Consider the following 14,086-nt stretch of genomic DNA (forward strand, 5'->3'; position numbering starts at 1 on the left):
CCAATGAATCAGAAAAATTTATTTTTCTTTCGATTTCTTCGTCCGTCCCAAACAGATAAAACTTTTATGTGAATATCATCAAATTGATAGAAAAGCAAGTAATTTGAAATGATTTTAACTCTAACATTCCTTAAACTTGTCTCTCGACCAATCATCGGATTTTCAGCGAGCTGCTTGATAAACTTGATCAAAAGCTTATTCAGTTTAATGCTGTATGTTTTAGATTTATTATTATCAATCCAAAACTCAAGAATATCTTTTCTTTCAATATTGGCTTCTTTGGTCCAGACTACTTTTCTTGAAGCCATTTTTCAATTTGATTATTAGCTTCATCTTCACTCAAGACTTCATCATTTTGAGCATTTAAAAGCCTTACGTTTTGCACATCATCTAATTGGTAAACATCAGTATCCTGCTCGAAATCCAGAAGATTTTTAATCTCGTCTATAATTTTCGTGTCTTTCAAGTTAGCAATCCTATTAATTAACTCTAATTTTATTTCAGCAGCATTCATTTCTTGTGAAATTTAATTCAAATTTACAAAATTTAGTATACACAATTATATCTTACAACAATATCTCCATTAAAAAATCATCCATCACAAAGCCATTTCCAATATCAAAAACGCCTTCGTCATAAACTTTATATCCTTGAGATTGGTAGAATTTCCGTGCTGAGTTATGTTTATTTACATTTAGAATAACTCTGTTATCGCCACTTTCTTTTACTTTTTCATTTAAAAATTCAAGCGCTTTTTTGCCTAAACCTTTTCCTTTACTTTCGGGAATGAGATAAATCCGGTGAAGTTTGGTCGTATTCCCTTCGTAATGATTTTCAAAACCTATAAATCCATCATAATCATTTGTCTTTTCATCAAAAATAAGATAGTAATGATAATTAGAATTTCTAAGATGTGCTGAAATTTCAATTTCAGAATACATATTTTCAAGCATATACTTCATCTGCTCTTGCGAAAGAATTTCTGCATAGGCATTTTCCCAGGATCTTTTTGCTAAATCTTGAATTAATGGTATATTTTTTTCGGTTGCTTTGATTAGTTTCATTACTGATAAGATTGATTCACGATTAATCAGAATATTTATGACTTATGCGTTAGTTATAGATTAAAAAAGTGAAAAGTTTTACACTTCTCACTTTAATTTTATTTATCAATTAAAAATTCACAATTGATGTATTGACAATTCACCTTTTAGATGTTTGCCATTTCTGCTTTTATTTTAGCATGCAATCCTTCTGACGCTTTAACTAAAGGAAGTCTCAAATAATTTTTAACAATTCCTTTTTCTGCTAAAACAGCTTTAATCCCGCATGGATTTCCTTCTGCAAAGATCAGTCTTGTAATTTCAACCAATTTGTTGTGAATTTCGTATGCTTCATCTACTTTTTTGTCGAAGGCCAACTGAACCATTGTGGAAAATTCTTTAGGATATGCCTGTCCGATTACAGAAATTACTCCTGCTCCACCTGCCAAAGTAACCGGAAGGGTAAACTCATCATCTCCCGAAACCAGATTAAAACCTTCAGGTTTTTTTCTTAAAATATCAAAGTACTGCAGAATATTCGGTGCTGCTTCTTTGATCAGGAATAAATTCGGGAACTCTTTTGCTAAACGCAAAGTAGTTTCTGCCTCAATATTCTGTCCTGTTCTTGACGGAACATTATAAATGATAATATTTTTGCCTGTAGAAGCCAGAGCTTTATAATGCTGATAAAGACCTTCCTGATTAGGTTTATTATAATAAGGAGAAACCGATAAAACTGCTGTAAAATCTGAAAGATCTGTTTCTTCAATCTGTTTTTTAACTTCAAGCGTATTATTCCCGCCAATTCCCAAAACCAACGGTACACGTTTATTATTGACCTTAATAATGTGATCTATTACCTGTTTCTTTTCCTCAGACGAAAGCGTTGCAGCTTCTGCTGTAGTTCCCAAAACAACTAAATAATTGGTTCCGTTTTCGATATTGTAGTCCACAAGTTTTGTTAAACTGTCAAAATCAACGGATAAATCTTCATTAAAGGGCGTTACCAACGCAACACCTACTCCTTTTAAAATGCTCATCTGTTAAAAATTATTATTGCCAAATTTAATCAATTAAGTCAAGAATTTGCAATAATTAATCATGTTTTATTATACATATAATTATATTTGCATATAGTTAAAAATGATTATGCGAAATAAATTCTTATTCATAGGAATTGCTCTGGTATCTCTCACTGCCTGCAAAACTGCTTCTTGGCAGGTTGCAGATGTGAAAACCCGAAAAAACATTTCTATCAATAACGAAATAAACTCAGACGAAAAGTTTGCACGTTTTATTGAGCCTTATACAGATAAGCTCAACAAGGAAATGAACCAGAAAATCTCCCATACCAATGTAGATCTTACCAAAGAAGGTGACAACAGCAATCTTGGAAATCTTCTGGCAGATTATACATTTGACGGAGCTAATGAATGGGCAAACAAAAATATCGGGAAAAATGTTGATGCAGCATTGATCAACATCGGAGGCATCCGTACAACCATAGGAAAAGGTGACATCCTGCTTAAGAATGTTTTTGAAGTAATGCCTTTTGAAAATGAGGTCATCATCATGAAGATGAAAGGTTCAGATCTGCAGGGACTTTTTGATTATTATGCCAAAAATCAAAAAAACAATCCTGTATCTCATCTTTATATAGAAACCAACAATGGTGTATTCTCAAAAGGGCTTATTAACGGAAAAGATGTAGATCAATCAAAGATTTATTATATAGCCACTTCCGATTATCTGGCTTTGGGAGGAGATAATATGAAGTTTTTCAGTGCAGGGGAAATGATTCCTACGGGGATTAAGCTCAGAGATCTTTTCATAGAATATTTTAAGAAAAATCAGGAAATCAACCCTCAGGAAGATATCCGTTTAAACTTTATCGGTAAAAAATAATGAACAGAAAAAGCTTTTTAAAAACGGTTACCGGCGGAACTATAGCAATGACTCTGGCTCCGAATCTGATGATGGCAGAAAACCTGAGCCTACAGCCTTTACAATCTCCCAGAAAGCTGACCATTCTGCATACCAACGATCAGCACAGCAGAATAGAGCCATTCGATTCCAGCTATACAAGAAATCCTAACCAGGGTGGTTTTGCAAGAAGAGCAAGCTTAATTCAGAAAATAAGAAGTGAAGAAAGCAATACTTTACTGCTTGATTCCGGAGATATCTTCCAGGGAACACCTTATTTCAATTTTTTTGGAGGTGAGCTGGAATTTAAGCTCATGTCAATGATGAAATATGATGCATCTACGATGGGAAATCATGATTTTGATAACGGTCTGGATGGGTTTCTGAAGGTTTTACCTAATGCTAAGTTTCCTTTTATATGTTCTAATTATGATTTTAAAAACACTATTTTAGACGGAAAAACCTCTGCGTATAAAATTTTCAATAAAAACGGGATTAAAGTCGGAATTTTCGGGGTTGGAATCCAGCTGGAAGGATTGGTTGGGAAAAAACAGTATGGCGAAACAGTCTGGAATGATCCTATTGATGTTGCGCAGCATTATTCAGGGTTTTTGAAAAATGAAAAAAAGTGCGATCTTGTAATTTGCTTATCCCATATCGGATATGATTATAAAGATGATGCTGAAAAAATCAGCGATAAAATTTTGGCCTCAAAAACAGAAAATATTGATCTTATTTTAGGAGGCCACACCCATACTTTCTTGCCGGAACCTCAGAATTTCACCAACAGAGCAGGCAAAAATGTTCTGGTAAACCAGGTTGGATGGGCAGGACTTCTTCTGGGCAGAATAGATTTCTTTTTTGATTCAAATAAAAACATACAACAGATTTCCTGGAATAATCAGGCAATTGACAGCAGCATAAACGTATAATATGAAAAAAATATCATTACTTTCTCTTGGCATTTGGGCATCTTTACAGTTTGTAAATGCGCAGAATATTACTTCAAAAAAATGGGCAGACCATTTTTCTTACAACAATGTCCTTGCAATGAAAGAAGACAATGGAAAGATTGTTGCAGCCACAGAAAACGGAATTTTTTATTATACCCTATCAACAGGAGAAATTACAAAACTCTCTAAAGCAAACGGTCTTCATGAAGTGAAAATTTCTGCTTTTGATTATAATCCACAGACTAAAATTGCTCTTGTAGGTTATCAAAATGGCTCTCTGGATGTTATTACTCCACAGGGAATCACTTTTGTAGTCGATATTCCTATTGCTACAGGATATAACGGAAGCAAAAGAATCAATCACATCTCCATTACGGGAGATAAAGCAGTAGTTTCTGTTGGCTACGGTGTCTCTATTTTTGATCTGAAAAAGAAAGAATTCGGAGATTCTGCATTTTTTGTAAATGCGGGGACTTTTCTTGCGAGTAATGAAGCCACAATAAAAGACAATAAAGTTTTTTCTGTTACCAATGATGGTTTGAAAAGTCATGAAATGAATACCACATTTCCTGTCTATTCTACATGGGCAACAGAAATGGCGGGGTCTTTTAAACATATTGATTCTGAATCTACAATAGTATTTTCATCCGCCAATACGGCTTATCTGTACGAGAATGGTGTTTCAACGCCTATTTCTCAAAGTTTCGGAAATGTTTCTGATGTTGTTGTTAACACGAATAATATTGTAATCACCGATGCTGCAAGAATTTATACTTATAATACATCCGGAACCAGTACAGGAACAGCAACTTTAGGCGAAAACTGTAACACCGCTACCACCGTAGGTTCTAAAATATATGGCGGTACCGTATTTTCAGGTATCAAAACCGATGACAATATTTCCTATAAACCTGATGGTCCTTACTTCAATTATGCGTATAAACTAAGACTGTTTAATGATAATCAGATTTTGGTGTCTACAGGAGTAAGATCCAACAGCTATAACGAGCCTCAGATTAATCCCAAAAATCCCGGATTTTATTATTTTACCGGCACAGAATGGGTTTACCCTTCTTATTTCATAGGAAATTCAACCGTTTTTAATGTTATTGATGCTTTTCCTGATCCGGTGAATACGGCAGACGTTTATTTTACCAATTATAATTTCGCTCCAGGATACGGAGTTTATAAAATGAAGTATAATTCGGGTTCAAAAGATTTTGAGTTTACCAAAAGATATGATCTGGGAGCTGCTAATCCTTTCGTAAGAAGACCCATAGGATTTACTTCTGATGATCAGAATAATATGTTTCTTACTGTAGGATTTGCGACGAATGGAAGCACTTCAGCGTTGGGGGTTTATGAGAGAACTACGGATCAGTTCGTCATCAATGATCTGAATACCAGTTCAGCCATGCAGATTCCTGTTTTCAGCAACAATTTGATTTGGATCCCGCTGCCGAGATCAGAAAATTTTCTTGTTTATGATACCAAAAAGACAGCAACAATTTCTGATGATTCACAATATATTTTAAGTAGTTCAAATGGTATTCCTGCAAGAACTGTTTCTTTTGCGATAGATAAATCCGGAGATGCATGGATCGGAACACAGACAGGACTCAGAATTTTGAATAATGCTGCTACAGAAGTAAAAAATAATCCGCAGCTGGAACCTATCATTATCGAGCAGGGAGGAATTGCAGAAGAACTTTTCCGAGATGCTGCCATTCTTCACATTGAAGTAGACGGAGGAAATCAAAAATGGGTTTCGGTAGAAGACGGTGGTGTTTATTATCTATCTGCCTCCGGAGAACGTGTTATCAGACATTTTACAAAAAACAATTCTCCCCTTCCCACCAATACGGTTACAGATATTAAAATTGACAAGAAAACCGGCAAAATATATTTTGTAACTTTTGACGGAATTGTGACTTATCAGGGTGATGTCGCAGACGTAACCTCAAATTTCGGCAATGTTCTGGTCTATCCTAATCCTGTTGTTTATTCGCAGTTCAAAGGAAATGTAACCATAAAAGGTTTAGCAGAAAAAACCAATATCCGCATTACCGACACCGCAGGAAACTTGGTACATTCTGCTGTTGCGAGAACAGGATATTACGAGTGGAATCTCAACAATCAAAAAGGAAAAAGAGTAGCTTCAGGAATTTATTTTGTACTGATGACCAACGAAGACGGATCTGACAAAGCTACCGCAAAAATTGCAGTAGTAAACTAATGTTTTCTCAAAAAGGATTTTTACTTTCTTTCATCAAATATGGTGAGAATGACGCTATTTTGCACTGTTTTACCGAAGATGAAGGCTTTCAGAGTTATTTCTTAAAAGGAATTTACAGTAAAAAAAATAAGAAAAAAGCTTTTCTGCTACCACTGAACCAATTGAATATTACGGTAAATAATAATAATAAAAATACCGGCATTAAAACCATTTCTAAATTTGAAATGGCACAATTAAATGATATTTATACGGATATAAAAGCCAATTCTGTCATATTTTTTGTTGCCGATTTTCTGAATCAGGTATTGAAAAATGAAAGTAAAAATGAAATTATTTTCAACTCCATACAGGAATTGGCGGATCAGCTTGAAAGAAAAAATTACCGTTCTCACCTCATTTTTTTGGTGAAAATATTAAGAATTCAGGGAGTTTCTCCGCTTTTGAGCGAAGGAAATTATCTTGATCCCGAAACAGGGGTGTTCTCTCCTTCCGAAACACATCATTTGTTTGATGCTGAAGTTTCTTCACTATGGAAAGCGATCCTTGCAACAACAGATCCTTATGAAATTGTAATTTCCAAAACTTTAAGAAGAAACTTTTTAGATAGCTTACTTGTGTATTATCATTATCATTTTTCAGATTTCCGTACTCCGGATTCTCTGGAAGTGCTTCAGCAGATTTTCGAATGATTATCCGTTGTCTTCAAAACTTTCGAGACTTGTCATTCCGCCATCAATAAAAATACTTGTTCCTGAAATATAGTCGGCAAGATCACTTGCCAGAAATGCTGCTAAATTCCCAACTTCTTCAGGCTGACCAATTCTGTTATAAGGAATAAGCTTCATTAAATTTTTCAATGCTTCAGGAGTTTCCCAAGCCTCTTTGTTGATGGGAGTCTGAATGGCTCCGGGACAAATAGAATTTACCCTGATCTTGTCTGCACCATGCTCCTGAGCCAATGTCTGCATCAGCATTTTGATAGCACCTTTACTTGCTGCGTAATTGGCTCTGCCTGCCCAAGGAATAATTTCGTGTACCGAACTGATATGAATAATTTTCCCACATGCAACAGAACGTGTTTTGTCTATTCCCCGTCGGAGAAATTCTTTGACAGCCTCACGTGAACATAAAAACTGTCCCCGAAGATTCACCGACATTACCTCATCCCACTCTTCTAATGTCATTTCTATAAACTTAGCATCTTTCTGAATGCCCGCATTATTGACCAGAATATCTACCGTTCCGTATCTGGAAATAGTTTCCTGAAACATCGCAATCACTTCATTTTCTTTAGATACATCACATTGCCAAACCATTCCTTTCCCACCTTCTGTTTCAATTTCGTCTAAAACTTTTTGAGCTTCTCCTGCGGAATTTTCGGATGAATGATTGATGATTACCGTTGCTCCTGCAGAAGCTAATGATTTTGCAATTCCGGTTCCTATGCCGCTGGATGCTCCTGTAACGATGGCAACCTGATTGTTAAGTGAAATTTCCATACAAAGATTTTATGATTTTAAAATCAATTGAAACTTTCACGCCAAAGTATTATTGTTGTCAAAAAGAACTTTGTTTTTATCACCCTTTTTTAGCAGTTCTTAAATTCCATCCTGATATTTAATGCTTTAATTGAATGTGAGAAAAATAGCTCTGTACTATATTTTAAACTGAAAATCAGTAATCTAATATCTATATTTCGACAAGCTCAGTGTAATAATTTTAATAGTAAACACTTAATTTTTAGCGATGTCAGATTGAACCTGTCGAAGCCTTAGATTAATAAATGGGATAATTAATTTCTTTAATTTAAATAAATAGGCACAATCTGGTTTAGGTAAAAATTTTATCTTCTTTGATGTACTCTTTTTTGATGCTTTCCAATAACATTTCTAAACTTACTTTGTAATCTGGCTTTTGTAATGAAATGGCTTTTAAACTTACATCCTGTATCACGTTCATAATATTAGATCCGGTTAATTCGTATCGGTTTGCAATTTGTTCCAAACTAATACCTTCCAAATGCAACTGTTCAGGCAGATTTTGCTGCCAAATGCGAAGGCGCTCTTCATATTTTGGATTACTAAATTTAATGCAGCTATGAAATCTTCTCGTAAATGCTTTATCCATATTGTTTTTAAAGTTGGATGCCAGAATAATGAGTCCTGAAAATGTCTCGATACGCTGTAACAAATAAGAAACTTCCTGATTGGCATATTTATCGTGCGCATCCCGCACATTGGTTCGTTTCCCAAAAACGGCATCTGCTTCATCAAAAAATAAGATCCAATTTTTATTTTCTGCCTTATCAAACAATTTGGCCAGTTGCTTTTCTGTTTCCCCGATGTACTTTGAAACCAGCATAGAAACATCTACCCTAAAAACCGGACGTTGAATATATTTCCCTAAAAGACTCGCTGCAAGAGTTTTTCCTGTTCCCGGTTCTCCGTAAAACAACACACGGAATCCGGGCTTAAGTTTTTTCTGCATCCCCCAGTCTTCCATAAGAATCGGGCTGCTGTTGTACCAAGCTTCAATACTCTGAATTTCGTTTAAAGTGGGTTCAGGGAGTATCAGATCTGTCCAGGATCTTTGCGTTTGTAATAATTCCGCAGGAAAATCATTGCTCATTTTCGGCAATAATTCTGCTCCTAAAATAATTTTATTAAAAGCTTCCTGATGAATATTGATCTGGCTGCTTTCTTGATTTGAACCTGAAAAAACAATAAGTTCATCTTTCATCAAAACCGATTCAGGATTAAAATAATCCAGTGCTTTTAGACGTTCTGAAATATTTTCCCCGCCTAATATATGTTGCACAGCCTGAATTGTGGGATGAAAAAGCCTTCCATTATCATTCAATGAACAAAAATCAAAAAATGATGCATGCGGAAACTCCAGATAGATACGCTTAAGAAGCAATGGTTCCAGCCTTGGTAATAATGTCATTAAAAGAACGATAACTTCCTGATGACAAAGCCTTTTCCCTGAAATATAGTTTCCTAAGGGAAAGCCTTTATAATCACCATTATCAAATCTGGGTGCATCAAAAGCAAAGCTTTCGGAAGAGTGATTTATGCGCCATGTGATAACCTGTTCTAAATGTCTAAAGAGTTTATGTAATTGTTCTGATTCCATAATATGTTCTGGTTATTTTTTGAAATTATATTGAAATTTAAAATTGGCTTTTTTTGATTGATTTAAGTATTTTTCGGATTGTTTATTCTGTTGTTGCAGTATTTTAGTCATTACATGAGATCATCATATTTCTTCAGAATCTTTGCAAGACCTTTTCCGATGATATCTTTTTTTACCATAATATTTTCCACAGCTCCTGCTCCGGTAATAAAATCTACCTCAACCAAAACAGCGATTCCGGAGCCTAAATTTAATATTCCAATGGTAGAATGCTGAGAATTGTTTTCGGGTTTTACTCCTCGGTTTTTAATTCCTAATTCTTTGCTCAGGAAGAGATTTACTTCATCTGCCATCTTGTAGGAAGCAGAATTTTTGTCGGCAAAATCTTTCCTGTTAACATAAGATTCCACACCTCTGGTTGTATTGTTTCCTGCAGCGTTTAAATGAATATCAAAAACAACAGATCCTGCTCCAGGTTTAATTCTGTTTTGATATTGCCTGTTGTTTTCCCAGTCTTTATCAACAACGATGTCTTTATCACCACTGTTTCTGACGATGGAATCACGAATCAGCTTTGTAACGTCTGCTTCTTTGTATCCGTTGGCAACCGCTCCGGGATCTTTATCATGATGACCTGCCGACAAAAAGGTTCGTAATGGTGAAAATTGTATCATGGTACGTATCGTTTAATTAGTTTTTTACTTGTTTCCCAAATTAATACTGCCAAAACGGCAACTAAGGCAAACTGCCAAATGGTATTTTTTTTAGTTTCTGTATCCGTCTTTATTGATTTTGACTTTAAATCCTGTCTGAAAATTTCGTACTCGTTTTGTAAGGCTTCATATTTAGTCTGAATACTAAGACTGGTTTCAAAAAGCTGATTATTTTCCAGCTTTAATGATTCAATCTCATGTTTCAAATCTGTTTCATTGATGAAATTGAGTTCTGTATTGTCATTCACCGGAATAGTTGTCCGATTACCAAAAGCATCTGTAAATTCAATATTCCTAATTGTTCCGGGATCAGCGCATTTTCCGTTGTTTTTTAACTGAAAATTCTGTGACGCAAACAGATTATCTCTGACAATATTATAGCTTGCTTTCGTGGAGACAGAATCTTTTTTACTTTCCTTTACATTTTCTGAAGCGTTCACAGAAACTTCTTTTTCTTTTGTTAAATTAGTTTCAGAAACTGTTTGCTGTTTTTCTTTTGACTTTTGCCTGCTTGATGTGCATGCTGAAATCAGAAATATGATTAAAATGGTTATTAGTTTTTTCATGGTTTTAAAATTTCAGATAGTAATTATACATTTCTAAAATTGAAATGATTTTCTGGTGAGATTATAATTTCTGTTTTCATTAATATAAGTATAAAGAGTTAATTACTAAATCAAATGATGATGGAGAGTTTCCTAATGCATTAGATGCTTGCGCTGAAAACGATAACGCTTGATTAACACCAGCAAATGAAGATGTTAAAACGCTATTGTCGGTATGTATATATATAACAGTTGTTAAACCATTATTTCTATTTATTATACAACGAGAAGCACTTACAGAGTGATAAGATCCGCCCTTACCAACACCCTGAGCATATATAATACCACTTCCATCAGTAGGTGCTTTTGTTGAATAAACCCTGCAAAATGCAACATTGATAAATGAAAGTAAAAGATTAGTTGAAGAATCGCATAATCCAAATCTTGAATCAAACCTTGATGCTCCTAAACCAGAACCTGTTGAAAATGTAAAATCAATATAAAAATTTTCGTTTGCACCGATCAATTGACTGGATTTTATTACCGAAACTACCGTGTTGTCATTCGCAAATGCTTTGTTAGCACTATTAGCAACGTAAGATATGGCATTGTTAACTCCATTAATAGTATTAATATCTGCCGTGTTTTCGAGTTTAGACCATGTTACCGACGTAAAATCATACGATGATATTGCATTAACAACGCTTAATTCAACTGATGCTCCAGTTGTAAAGGAAGCCACTCCATTGTTTAGTCTTACTCTATACTGACCTTTCGGAATATCTTTAAAATTGAAATAAAACGTTAAGTCTAAACCATTGGTATATAGTTGCACCTGAGAGTTTGGTACAGTTGCAACAACATTAGCTCCTGTACTATCCATGATTTCCACAGAAAAATTAGCAGGATTTAAGTTTAAGTTTGCACCTTTTAAAGTCAGCCAGTAATTTTTATCCTGATTATCAACAACAGGAGGAGTTATCACAGCCACGCTCATCGTATTGGTTGTCCATCCTCCATTCATGGCGGTTTTCCAAGCTGTTTTTTGAGTATCAGTTAAACTATTCGCTAAAGAAAGAAAATCAGCATTATCTGCAAACATCAAAGGTCTTTTCACTCCGGCATCATCAGTTCCAAAAAACTTTTTACTGTTGTACGTTAGCTGTTGCGGTAAGGTTTCAGTGTTATTTTCCAAAACCAGTCCAGACATTCTTGCTCTAGAAGTAAGATGTAATTGTTCGGCAGGTGTTGTAGTTCCTATACCGTATTTTAAGCCACTGCTTTCACGAAAAATATTTGAATTTTTGAATTCAGATCCATTCCAGAAAAGCAAATGATCAGAGCCCGGATTAATGGACTGATAAGAGGCTGTTCCATTCATCTTAACGAAGTAATTTCCGTTTACCGCAGGCTTATCAAGTTTTGTGTTGAGAGCATTCTGCAAACCTTCCACCATGCTCATCGTAATATTGGTCAGTCCGGTTGGAAGATAATTCTTCGTGTCATTTTTCTCTTCACCTTTAAATATGAAAAGTGAAAAATTCCCTTTATCATCAGGAACAGCAATAAAATCATTTTGCTGAAATTCGTATTTGCCGGAATTTGATGCAAACTCAGCGATATTTCTTTCGTTAGACTCTATAAGATCTGTCAAACCTAACGCTTCGATTTTATCTGCCCTGATTTTACCATCTTTCACGTAATCTGAAAGCATCATTGCCATTGCCATGATCTGCTCTTTATTGAAAACATCCGAAGGCTGACCTCCATCTACCAATGCCATATTGGAGGGAAGATCATCAACACTAAGTTTGCTGTTTAATGAAGATTCCAATCCATCAACCTCTGTGATCGGGATTTTTGTGTCTTTGTGTCTGAAAGAAGAAAAGGTTTGTTCAAATTCTTCCTGTGTGGGATAATCACCGGTCTGAAACCAGCTTAATATTGTTTCTAAATTTACCATAGTATTAAAAATTTGTGTTTAAAAAGATTGAGTTGAAGTTGAGAGATTTATAAAGAGTAAACTTTTACATTCAGTAATGATTTCGCCAACTTTACAGAATGTAGTTGACTGATTTATCCTGCTGAAATTCTTAGAAAGAACTGTGAATTTATTTTTAAGTAAAATCTTACCAAAGGCTGCTCACAAAAGGAGAATCTCTTGATAAATTGTGAGGTGTATTCACAAGAGTTTCTCTCAAAAGAAAATTCTACACTTATCTTTGAATGATTCAAAAAAAGTTAGGTTTTTCCGGCTAATAGCTGCCCGCTTGAATTAAGATTAGAATTAAAAAATAAAATCTGTATTTCATATCTATGAAAGTTTGATGGTTAGTTTTTGTTGTTGAAATAAGCCAATAATCTACTGATTAAAATATTTTTAATTTTAATAATAGAAAGTAGAATTAAAAAAGAAGAGGTTGTTTATTGACGAGCAACCTACTCAGCAAAATTTTTCAAAATAAGATGATTAAACCTGATCATTCAGAATAAAAGTTTATTGAATCGAAATTATTTCAATATAAAATCTTTGCTGAAAGATTTCTCCTATAAGAAAGGAACCAGAATCACTACCGAAGCAGCTATTAAGTATATTTTTGAAACAGAATCCTATATCAAGTTAATTTTCTACTGCAAAAACAAAAGATAATTAAGAGACAAGGTTTCTTCTATAATAACATCCTGATAATTGAGTTATGATATTAGTTAATGGCAAAATTGATCGCATCATATTCACCGGAAGATCCTAAGATGATTTTCATTCCTACCGGACGAGATCGGTACTCAGTTCCGTTGATACTGATCTCTAAAATTGCCTGTATCACTGTAAACGGTTTTCTGTATTTTGAATATTTGAAAGAACCTGGTCTGTTAATACTTCCTGAAGGCAAAAACTCTTTGAAATTGGCAGCCGGTCTGAAGTAATGTATAGGTTCTATATCTATGACAGTTTCATTTGCTTCTATAGCATATTCTGATTTTCTGTTCCAAAGTGCAGCATCAGACATTTTTTCCTGATAGAATCCCGCAGGTTTTACAGTGCCGCTGGACATTTTTTTTCTTTGCTTATAGCGTTCTATAATGATTTTTGGCTGATGTTTTTCGATATCTATTTCACCGATCAGTTTTATATCTAAGCTTTTATAATATACTGTTCTGCTTAAAACATGTGAATATCCATCTATTTTTGCCGGCGTATTTCCTTCTAAGCTTTCAATAATTTTATGACCTGCGCCAGAATTCATGAGGTTATCTGCTTTATAAAAATCATAGTATTTAGCCGATGTTTTTCCGGTTGGTCTTATTGATAATCCAAAATTAAATTCATTCAAATGCGCATAACTATTGATCAATTCAGCAAATTGACTTTCTGTGGGATAATCGCCTGTTTCAAAAAAGGATTTTAATTCTTCTCTGGTGGTTAATTTATTTTTTTCCATGATACATTAGTTTTGGATTTAACCCAAATCACGTTTTTGAAATTTTTTGTGATAAGTCTATGGGGTAATCCCAAATTCCGACGAACCATTTTCTGCGT

The 14,086-nt window shown here is 34.5% G+C and carries 14 protein-coding genes; 4 read left to right on the plus strand and 10 right to left on the minus strand.

Annotation, left to right across the window (positions count from 1 at the left end; all coding sequences use genetic code 11):
- Positions 1-8: 8 nt before the first annotated feature.
- From AC0NBN_RS16815 to dapA, 4 genes are all read right to left on the minus strand, one after another.
- On the minus strand, positions 9-308 hold the full coding sequence (locus tag AC0NBN_RS16815) for a type II toxin-antitoxin system RelE/ParE family toxin (RefSeq protein ID WP_160813897.1): 300 nt from the start codon (positions 306-308) through the stop codon (positions 9-11).
- The gene (locus AC0NBN_RS16820; protein ID WP_160813896.1) at positions 290-514 is read right to left on the minus strand and encodes a hypothetical protein; all 225 of its coding nucleotides are present in this window, start codon (positions 512-514) and stop codon (positions 290-292) included. Before AC0NBN_RS16820 ends, AC0NBN_RS16815 begins: the two co-directional genes overlap by 19 nt.
- A gap of 52 nt (positions 515-566) precedes the next feature.
- Positions 567-1,064, minus strand: coding sequence for a GNAT family N-acetyltransferase (locus tag AC0NBN_RS16825; RefSeq protein ID WP_160813895.1), 498 nt, complete (start codon positions 1,062-1,064; stop codon positions 567-569).
- Positions 1,065-1,210: 146 nt separating this feature from the next.
- A complete protein-coding gene (gene dapA, locus AC0NBN_RS16830) occupies positions 1,211-2,083 on the minus strand; it encodes a 4-hydroxy-tetrahydrodipicolinate synthase (RefSeq protein WP_160813894.1) in 873 nt (290 codons plus the stop codon).
- Between the two features lie 109 nt (positions 2,084-2,192).
- On the opposite strand from dapA, the gene AC0NBN_RS16835 reads away from it, so the two are divergent.
- Genes AC0NBN_RS16835 through recO form a run of 4 tightly spaced genes read left to right on the plus strand, consistent with a single transcriptional unit; the run spans position 2,193 to position 6,844 of the window.
- Complete coding sequence (locus AC0NBN_RS16835) at positions 2,193-2,948, plus strand: 5'-nucleotidase (protein WP_160813893.1); 756 nt, start codon at positions 2,193-2,195, stop codon at positions 2,946-2,948.
- Positions 2,948-3,898 carry a metallophosphatase gene (locus tag AC0NBN_RS16840; protein ID WP_160813892.1) on the plus strand — a complete coding sequence of 317 codons (951 nt, stop codon included), beginning with the start codon at positions 2,948-2,950 and terminating at the stop codon, positions 3,896-3,898. The genes AC0NBN_RS16835 and AC0NBN_RS16840 overlap by 1 nt, the downstream gene beginning before the upstream one ends.
- 1 nt (position 3,899) lies before the next feature.
- Positions 3,900-6,155, plus strand: a complete 2,256-nt coding sequence (gene porZ / locus AC0NBN_RS16845) for a type IX secretion system anionic LPS delivery protein PorZ (RefSeq protein ID WP_474468888.1) — start codon at positions 3,900-3,902, stop codon at positions 6,153-6,155.
- Positions 6,155-6,844 carry a DNA repair protein RecO gene (gene recO, locus AC0NBN_RS16850; protein ID WP_160813891.1) on the plus strand — a complete coding sequence of 230 codons (690 nt, stop codon included), beginning with the start codon at positions 6,155-6,157 and terminating at the stop codon, positions 6,842-6,844. Before porZ ends, recO begins: the two co-directional genes overlap by 1 nt.
- Here recO and AC0NBN_RS16855 read toward each other — a convergent pair whose 3' ends face one another.
- From AC0NBN_RS16855 to AC0NBN_RS16880, 6 genes are all read right to left on the minus strand, one after another.
- The gene (locus AC0NBN_RS16855; protein WP_160813890.1) at positions 6,845-7,654 is read right to left on the minus strand and encodes a glucose 1-dehydrogenase; all 810 of its coding nucleotides are present in this window, start codon (positions 7,652-7,654) and stop codon (positions 6,845-6,847) included. It lies immediately after the preceding gene.
- Positions 7,655-7,985: 331 nt separating this feature from the next.
- Positions 7,986-9,290 carry an ATP-binding protein gene (locus tag AC0NBN_RS16860; protein ID WP_160813889.1) on the minus strand — a complete coding sequence of 435 codons (1,305 nt, stop codon included), beginning with the start codon at positions 9,288-9,290 and terminating at the stop codon, positions 7,986-7,988.
- Positions 9,291-9,400: 110 nt separating this feature from the next.
- Complete coding sequence (locus AC0NBN_RS16865) at positions 9,401-9,964, minus strand: N-acetylmuramoyl-L-alanine amidase (RefSeq protein ID WP_143884652.1); 564 nt, start codon at positions 9,962-9,964, stop codon at positions 9,401-9,403.
- The gene (locus tag AC0NBN_RS16870; RefSeq protein WP_160813888.1) at positions 9,961-10,569 is read right to left on the minus strand and encodes an MreC domain-containing protein; all 609 of its coding nucleotides are present in this window, start codon (positions 10,567-10,569) and stop codon (positions 9,961-9,963) included. The genes AC0NBN_RS16865 and AC0NBN_RS16870 overlap by 4 nt, the downstream gene beginning before the upstream one ends.
- 79 nt (positions 10,570-10,648) lie before the next feature.
- Positions 10,649-12,511, minus strand: coding sequence for a hypothetical protein (locus AC0NBN_RS16875; RefSeq protein ID WP_160813887.1), 1,863 nt, complete (start codon positions 12,509-12,511; stop codon positions 10,649-10,651).
- Between the two features lie 739 nt (positions 12,512-13,250).
- Positions 13,251-13,988, minus strand: a complete 738-nt coding sequence (locus AC0NBN_RS16880) for a hypothetical protein (RefSeq protein ID WP_160813886.1) — start codon at positions 13,986-13,988, stop codon at positions 13,251-13,253.
- Positions 13,989-14,086 lie beyond the last annotated feature (98 nt).

Source organism: Chryseobacterium sp. L12, assembly GCF_056133985.1.

Coding starts and splice junctions, on each gene's coding strand:
- dapA (WP_160813894.1), bottom strand. CDS start 2,083: ATGAGCATTTTAAAAGGAGTAGGTGTTGCGTTGGTAACGCCCTTTAAT.
- AC0NBN_RS16870 (WP_160813888.1), bottom strand. CDS start 10,569: ATGAAAAAACTAATAACCATTTTAATCATATTTCTGATTTCAGCATGC.
- porZ (WP_474468888.1), top strand. CDS start 3,900: ATGAAAAAAATATCATTACTTTCTCTTGGCATTTGGGCATCTTTACAG.
- AC0NBN_RS16855 (WP_160813890.1), bottom strand. CDS start 7,654: ATGGAAATTTCACTTAACAATCAGGTTGCCATCGTTACAGGAGCATCC.
- AC0NBN_RS16825 (WP_160813895.1), bottom strand. CDS start 1,064: ATGAAACTAATCAAAGCAACCGAAAAAAATATACCATTAATTCAAGAT.
- recO (WP_160813891.1), top strand. CDS start 6,155: ATGTTTTCTCAAAAAGGATTTTTACTTTCTTTCATCAAATATGGTGAG.
- AC0NBN_RS16835 (WP_160813893.1), top strand. CDS start 2,193: ATGCGAAATAAATTCTTATTCATAGGAATTGCTCTGGTATCTCTCACT.
- AC0NBN_RS16815 (WP_160813897.1), bottom strand. CDS start 308: ATGGCTTCAAGAAAAGTAGTCTGGACCAAAGAAGCCAATATTGAAAGA.
- AC0NBN_RS16875 (WP_160813887.1), bottom strand. CDS start 12,511: ATGGTAAATTTAGAAACAATATTAAGCTGGTTTCAGACCGGTGATTAT.
- AC0NBN_RS16840 (WP_160813892.1), top strand. CDS start 2,948: ATGAACAGAAAAAGCTTTTTAAAAACGGTTACCGGCGGAACTATAGCA.
- AC0NBN_RS16880 (WP_160813886.1), bottom strand. CDS start 13,988: ATGGAAAAAAATAAATTAACCACCAGAGAAGAATTAAAATCCTTTTTT.
- AC0NBN_RS16865 (WP_143884652.1), bottom strand. CDS start 9,964: ATGATACAATTTTCACCATTACGAACCTTTTTGTCGGCAGGTCATCAT.
- AC0NBN_RS16860 (WP_160813889.1), bottom strand. CDS start 9,290: ATGGAATCAGAACAATTACATAAACTCTTTAGACATTTAGAACAGGTT.
- AC0NBN_RS16820 (WP_160813896.1), bottom strand. CDS start 514: ATGAATGCTGCTGAAATAAAATTAGAGTTAATTAATAGGATTGCTAAC.